Source organism: Candidatus Zixiibacteriota bacterium (genome assembly GCA_014728145.1).
Lineage (GTDB): Bacteria > Zixibacteria > MSB-5A5 > JAABVY01 > JAABVY01 > WJMC01.
In genome coordinates this window covers 1-6259 of the sequence record WJMC01000234.1, presented here as the reverse complement: position 1 = coordinate 6259, position 6259 = coordinate 1, and the positions used below count along the sequence as shown (strand labels likewise).

Annotated in this window: 2 protein-coding genes; both read left to right on the top strand. The window is 50.7% G+C overall.

All coding sequences use genetic code 11. The annotated features are described in order from the left end of the window. Positions 1–1550 precede the first annotated feature (1550 nt). Complete coding sequence (locus GF404_12965; GenBank protein MBD3383091.1) at positions 1551–3200, top strand: SpoIIE family protein phosphatase; 1650 nt, start codon at positions 1551–1553, stop codon at positions 3198–3200. 2 nt (positions 3201–3202) lie between these two features. Beyond that, positions 3203–6190, top strand: coding sequence for a protein kinase (locus GF404_12960; GenBank protein MBD3383090.1), 2988 nt, complete (start codon positions 3203–3205; stop codon positions 6188–6190). Positions 6191–6259 lie beyond the last annotated feature (69 nt).

Sequence of the window (6259 nt, the reverse complement as noted above, 5' to 3'; positions counted from 1 at the left end):
TTTGCGTATCCACAGGGAATTCCCGATCAGATTTCGCCCGATCAAAACAGCTTTTTCATCGTGGAAGTCAACAGCGTAAACAACGGTATTCCGGTTCCCAACAGCGGGCAACTGCATTATTCGATCGATGATGGTCCTGTAACATCTGTGGACCTGAACATGCCTGATCCCGATGTGTACCATGTTTACCTTCCGTTAGTGGACTGCAACAGCAGGCTCGAATTCTATATCACCGCCGAGGAACAGGAAAATGGTGTCTTCTACGACACCGATCCCGACAACCCGCATGTTGCCTATTCAATGGTCGATGTGCATACATCGATTCAGGATAATTTTGAATCTGACGCCGGCTGGACAACCGAGGTGGCCGGTGCTTCCAGCGGGTACTGGCAGAGAGGTGTTCCGGTTGATGACGACAGCTGGGACTACGATCCGGCTTCCGATGCCGACGGCAGCGGTCAATGCTACCTGACTCAGAATCAGTACGGCAACACCGATGTCGATGACGGAGCGGTGAGGTTGATCTCGCCTTCGATCGATCTTTCGGTGGACGGCGCGGTTTCATATTCCTATTTCCTGAAGCTGACGGATTCCGACGGTTCGGACAAGCTTTTGGTGGAAGCAAACGATGGGACCTCCGGCTGGAAGGAAATCGCCCGGCACGACCAGGACAATGACCTGGCCTGGACTTCACATACAATACCCTCGTCGACAATCACGGCCGCCGGGGTAAGCCTGACCGACCAGATGCAGTTCCGCTTTACCGCCAATGACGGCGGAACCCAGAGCATAGTAGAAGCCGGTATCGACGCTTTTAAAGTCGAGGAACATCTCTGCGAGACTCCGCCCGAGTTGAAGGGCTTGGTCATCAAGCAGAATGACAGCACGCTCGTGAATGTAATCAATTCCAATGTTATCGGCGCTCTTGAGCTCGGTATCGGTGACACGCTCGATCAGCTCGAAGTCTGGTTCAGAGATATGGATGACAGCCTTGTCAGGCCGAATACCGAGTACAATTTCATGCAGGTCACACAACCTGACCAGATCGCCGATCTTGAAATCATTAACGATTACGATCTGGTAATCGAAGGCCTCCAGGCGGGCTTGAATAATATCAGCTTCTCTGTCGTCTTCACCAACGACATACCAGCCTATTCATCGCCTGAGGTTCAACTTATAGTCAGCGAACCCTACCTGTGTGGCGATGTCAACGATGATGACGCGGTGGATATATCTGACGCTATTTTCATAATCAACTACGCTTTTGCCGGTGGCCCCGCGCCGGATCCGCTTGAATCCGCCGATGTCAACTGCGATTCGACAGTCGAAGTCAGTGACGCAGTCTATATAATCAATTTCGCTTTCGCCGGTGGAAGCACACCCTGCGATCCCGACGGCGACAGCATACCGGATTGTTAAATATACGCTCTATATACGAACCGCCCGGAATTGCCGGGCGGTTTTTTTATTGCATAAAAACTGATTGCATATATCTTGCAACCAGTTTTCATAGCTGAAATCATGACACTCATAAGTATATTGAAACGATTATGCTGAAACTCGACGGAACCGACGGAGAAAAGTTCTATTCCTGGGAACTTAAACCGGGCAGTTACAGTATCGGACGCGGTGCGGACGCGGATTTTCAGGTGCCCGATAAAACGGTCTCGAGGATTCATGCCAGGATCGATGTCGATGAATCCGGCCAGTGCTTCATCGAAGATCTCGACAGCCATAACGGCACTGCGGTCAACGGGGTACAAATCGATTCCAAAAAGAGAATCAAGGCTGAAGATGCGCTTGTGCTGGGGCGCGCAGAATTCAAGCTGAGTACAGGAGTTGAATCACCGTTTTCAAGCAGTGGAAGTCCCCGCACACCGCTGGCAGAGGAGATTCCCGAGCATTCTGTATTTATGTCAGTCGACGAGACCAAGCGTCCTCTCCCGCGCAAAGCCTCGGAAATCCCCGAACTTCTGCCGACTCTTTTCGATATCGCCCGTATGCTGGCACAGACCGATCCAAAGCAGGAGATGCTGGATAAATCACTGAAGCTGATCTCACGCATAATCCCGGCTGAAAGACTGGTAATCTTGAATATCGATGACAAGACCGGCGATGTTTACACCGCCGCCAGGCTTGTATTGGGTAAAAACGAACCGGGGGAATTGCAGTTATCGAAAACAATCATAAATGAAATCATGGAAAACCGGACCTCGGTTTTGATTGGTAACCCGATGGACGATCCACGTTTTTCGGATCAGAAGTCTATCATCATGTCGGAGATGAATTCCGCCATGGCGGTTCCGCTCTTCGAGGAAGAGCGTGTACTCGGCATCCTCTATGTAGACACTACCCAGCCCCTTCATCGGTACAACGACGATTACCTGCGGGTTCTGGCCACTTTTGGAAACATCATCGCCTCCCGCCTGATCAACTACAACCTGATGGAGGAACGCCAGGTCCGCGAAGTCTTAAATGCTGAGTTGCGCAGGGCTTCAAAGATCCAGCGCGACCTGCTGGTCACCGAGATTCCGAATATTGAAGGATACAAATTGCACTTCTTCCAGGAACAGTCACGTTCTGTCGGCGGCGACCTGTACGATCTGCAGAAAATCTCCGATGGACGGATGTTGCTCCTGGTTGCCGATGTTTCCGGCAAGGGCCTGGGTGCGGCCCTGTTAATGTCGAACATCCTGGCATCTTTTCGAATTCAATATCACAACCCGGACTTCGATCTGGCACGAGCGGTCGAAAATGTTTCTCTCCAGCTTTGCAATTACAGCAAGTCCGAAAACTTTGCCACTTTATTTGCGGCTATCCTTGACTTTGAAACTAACAGCCTAAACTATGTAAATGCCGGGCACAACCCCCCGCTGTTTATAAATGCAGATGGCGATCTCGAATACCTGGAGGCGACCGGAATGATGATCGGTGCTTTCGATTTCGCTACCTGGGAAGAAAAAAGTATTAAGTTGTCACCTTCGGATTTAGTGCTTATCTTCACCGATGGTGTCACCGAGGCCGACAATGGCAATGTCGAACAGCAGTATGGCGATGATCGCCTCGAGCAACTGGCAGTCCCCGCAAGGGCCCTGGCTCCGGAAGAGCTGAACCAGAAAATCCTCGACGATGTTGACGCTTTCGTGGGTGATGCCCCGAGATCCGATGATATTACGACCATGATCCTGAAAAGGGAGTAACCATGAGCCTTGAGGCCGGAAAAGAATTCGCGCATTTTAAGATCATCCGTAAACTGGGTGAAGGCGGTATGGGCACTGTATTCATGGCGGAAGACACCAGGCTCAACCGCAAGGTCGCGATCAAGGTACTGCACTCCGAAAACTTCAACGATCCCGAACGATTGGAACGTTTCAAGCGCGAAGCGCAAACCGCCGCAAAGATTTCCAGTCCGCACGTTATGGCGATTTTCAACATCGACAGCGACACAGACGAAGACGACAATCAGTTCGATTACATCGTCATGGAATATGTTCAGGGTGTTTCCTTAAGCGAATACCTGGCAGAAAAACAGCGTCCCTTTAACCACTTGCTCAGAATTGCCGAAAAGACCGCTTCCGGGCTTGCCTCCGCCCACAAGCTGGGCATAGTCCACCGCGACATCAAACCGGACAATATTATCATCAATGACGACAACGATCCCAAGATTCTGGATTTCGGACTGGCTAAACCACAATCCGGAATCTTCAGGAAACCGGAATCGGACAAGACGGAAACCGTGTCTTCCGACCTGACCCAGGAAGGCAAGATCCTCGGCACAGTATCGTATATGTCTCCGGAACAGGCCCGCGGTGAAAAAGTCGATATCCGCTCGGATATATTCTCTTTCGGGATCCTGCTTTACAAGCTGTTTTCCGGCAGGTTTCCATTTGAGGGCTCCGACCGCGTCTCGACCATGGCCAAGATACTCGAAGCACGCCAGACGTCGATCCGGGAATATAACCAGTCAATACCAGCCGAACTGGAACGAATCATCGACAAGTGCCTTCAAAAGGATCCCCAGGACCGCTACCAGGACAGTCGTGACCTGGTAGTCGACCTTCGCAGCCTGCGCAAACGCTTTGACAGCGGAGATTCCGACACACAGTCATTTATCGGAAGTGCGCCCCAGTCCAAGAAATCATCCAGCATGATCAGCTGGAAAGCGATCGTGGCGATCGTAGCGGTCATCGGGATCTTCGCGATTATTTACAGTATGCGGGGTAAGCCCTCGCAGTCAACCACTGCCGACGGTCAACCCGAAAACGCCCTGGCGATTCTCAACTTCGAAAATAAAACCAATGATCCCGAGCTGGACTGGCTCAAGGCCGGTCTGCCGGAAATCATGGAAACCGACCTGACCCGGGAACAGAGCGGCAATATCATCAGCAGGCGCAGGATATTCAACCACATCGCCAATAAACTTGATGAGAACGCGACCGAGATTACCTACTCATCCGGCATCCAGGCCGCCAGGTCTCTGGGGGCTTCATCTGCCCTTTCCGGATCATTTTATAAGGTCGGCGACCAGATCCGTATCGACGCCCGTGTGGAGGATGTTGGAAGCGGTAATGTGCTTCTGGCCGAACGGGTGGTCGGTGATGATCCGTTTCAATTGGTCGACAGCCTGACCTCAAAGATCGCAGTCTCGCTCGATATACAGATTACCGCGGCCGAGGAGGATGTCACCACGCTGACATCATCATCCCAGGAAGCTTACAAGCAGTACATCCTGGGCATCCGCAAATTCGAAACCGGCCGTCATGACGAAGCGCTCGAATACTTTACTGAGGCGGTCAGCCTCGATACGACCTTTGCACTTGCATACATGCGGGCCGGGATGTCTTCCGCATTTTTAGGCAGACCCCAGCGCAGTTCCGAGTTTTTCACCAAGGCCCTGAAGTACAAAGATAAACTCAATGTCCAGGATCGATCACTTCTGGAGATCTACGCCGACCTGTGGCTGAGATCGAGGTTTGAATCGGCATACATCAAGATTCAGTCGTATATCAGTAATTATCCCAATGATTTCGAGGGGCGCTATTTTTATGCGATTTTCCTGTATAACATGGGAAGCAGGCAGATGGCTTTAGCTCAGATCGATACGCTCCTGTTTTACCAGCCCAAAGATCGCTGGACGCTCGACCTGGCGGCTGAAATCTATACCAACATGGGTGAATTCGATAAGGCGATCGATTTTGCAAAGAAACTTATCGAGCATCACCCCAACTCGCCGGCAGGTTATTCCTACCTGGCGTATTCCTACAGGAGAATAGGTGAAATCGACAAAGCAATCGAGCAATACGAAAAACTTCTCGAGATAGACCCGGGCAATGTAAGTGCTTATACAAATTTGCATCGCATGGAGGTACTTAAAAGAGATTTTGAAACCGCCGGGGAATATCTCGAAAGGATGCGTGGTCAATACGAGGACGAACCTTATATAATGTCGGACTACTATTCATTAAAAGCCGACCTGACCAAGTGGCGGGGTGATTTTAATGCAAGCCTGGATCTGCTTAAAAATGCGATAACAGCTTCGGAGCAAGCCCGGGACAGCAGTTATGTCAGCACGCACTCCATGATGCTGGCCGGAACTTACCTGTTACTCAATGAGCTTGACAGCGCGTATAAATACAGCAAACAATCCGCTGAATGGGCTACCCCCCAGTTTCAGGCATTCTCGCATATGTTCATGCTGTATGAGCTCGGACCCCGGTACCACGAAGAAGCCGAGAAACATTTCGATGTACTATTGCGAGATTTCAAGAGACGCCTGCCCGAACAGCTGTGGCCGCTGGCCGAAAGCCTCGAGGAGTTATTCAAAGCAAAAGTTGCTGAGGATACCGCCGCGATGATCAAAGCCTATGAAAAACTGCGCAAGATACCGCAACAGGATGTCACCACTTCCAAAATGGAGCATGGTACCCTGCTGGTTTTGACCGGTAACTACGCAGAAGGTCTCGAGTTATTGCAGAAAGTGATCGAGGGAAATAATCAGACCACACGGGCGCAATCTTATCTCTTAAGCCTGTATTATGCCGCCCGGGCAGAAGAAGGTATGGAAAATTATCAACGGGCAATCAAATATTACGAGGAGCTGATATCCTATACAGGAGACAATATCGACAACCTGCGTTACATCAACGACGCCGACGATCGCCTCGAGAAGCTTCGGCAGAAAATCAGCTGACGGCAATACAATCATGAGCGGGATACTATTTTTAAAAACAGATAACCTCGACAAATTAACGCAGTTCTA

What these genes read in the sequence shown, in the direction of transcription:
- GF404_12965 (MBD3383091.1), top strand. Translation starts at nt 1,551, where the DNA reads ATGCTGAAACTCGACGGAACCGACGGAGAAAAGTTCTATTCCTGGGAA.
- GF404_12960 (MBD3383090.1), top strand. Translation starts at nt 3,203, where the DNA reads ATGAGCCTTGAGGCCGGAAAAGAATTCGCGCATTTTAAGATCATCCGT.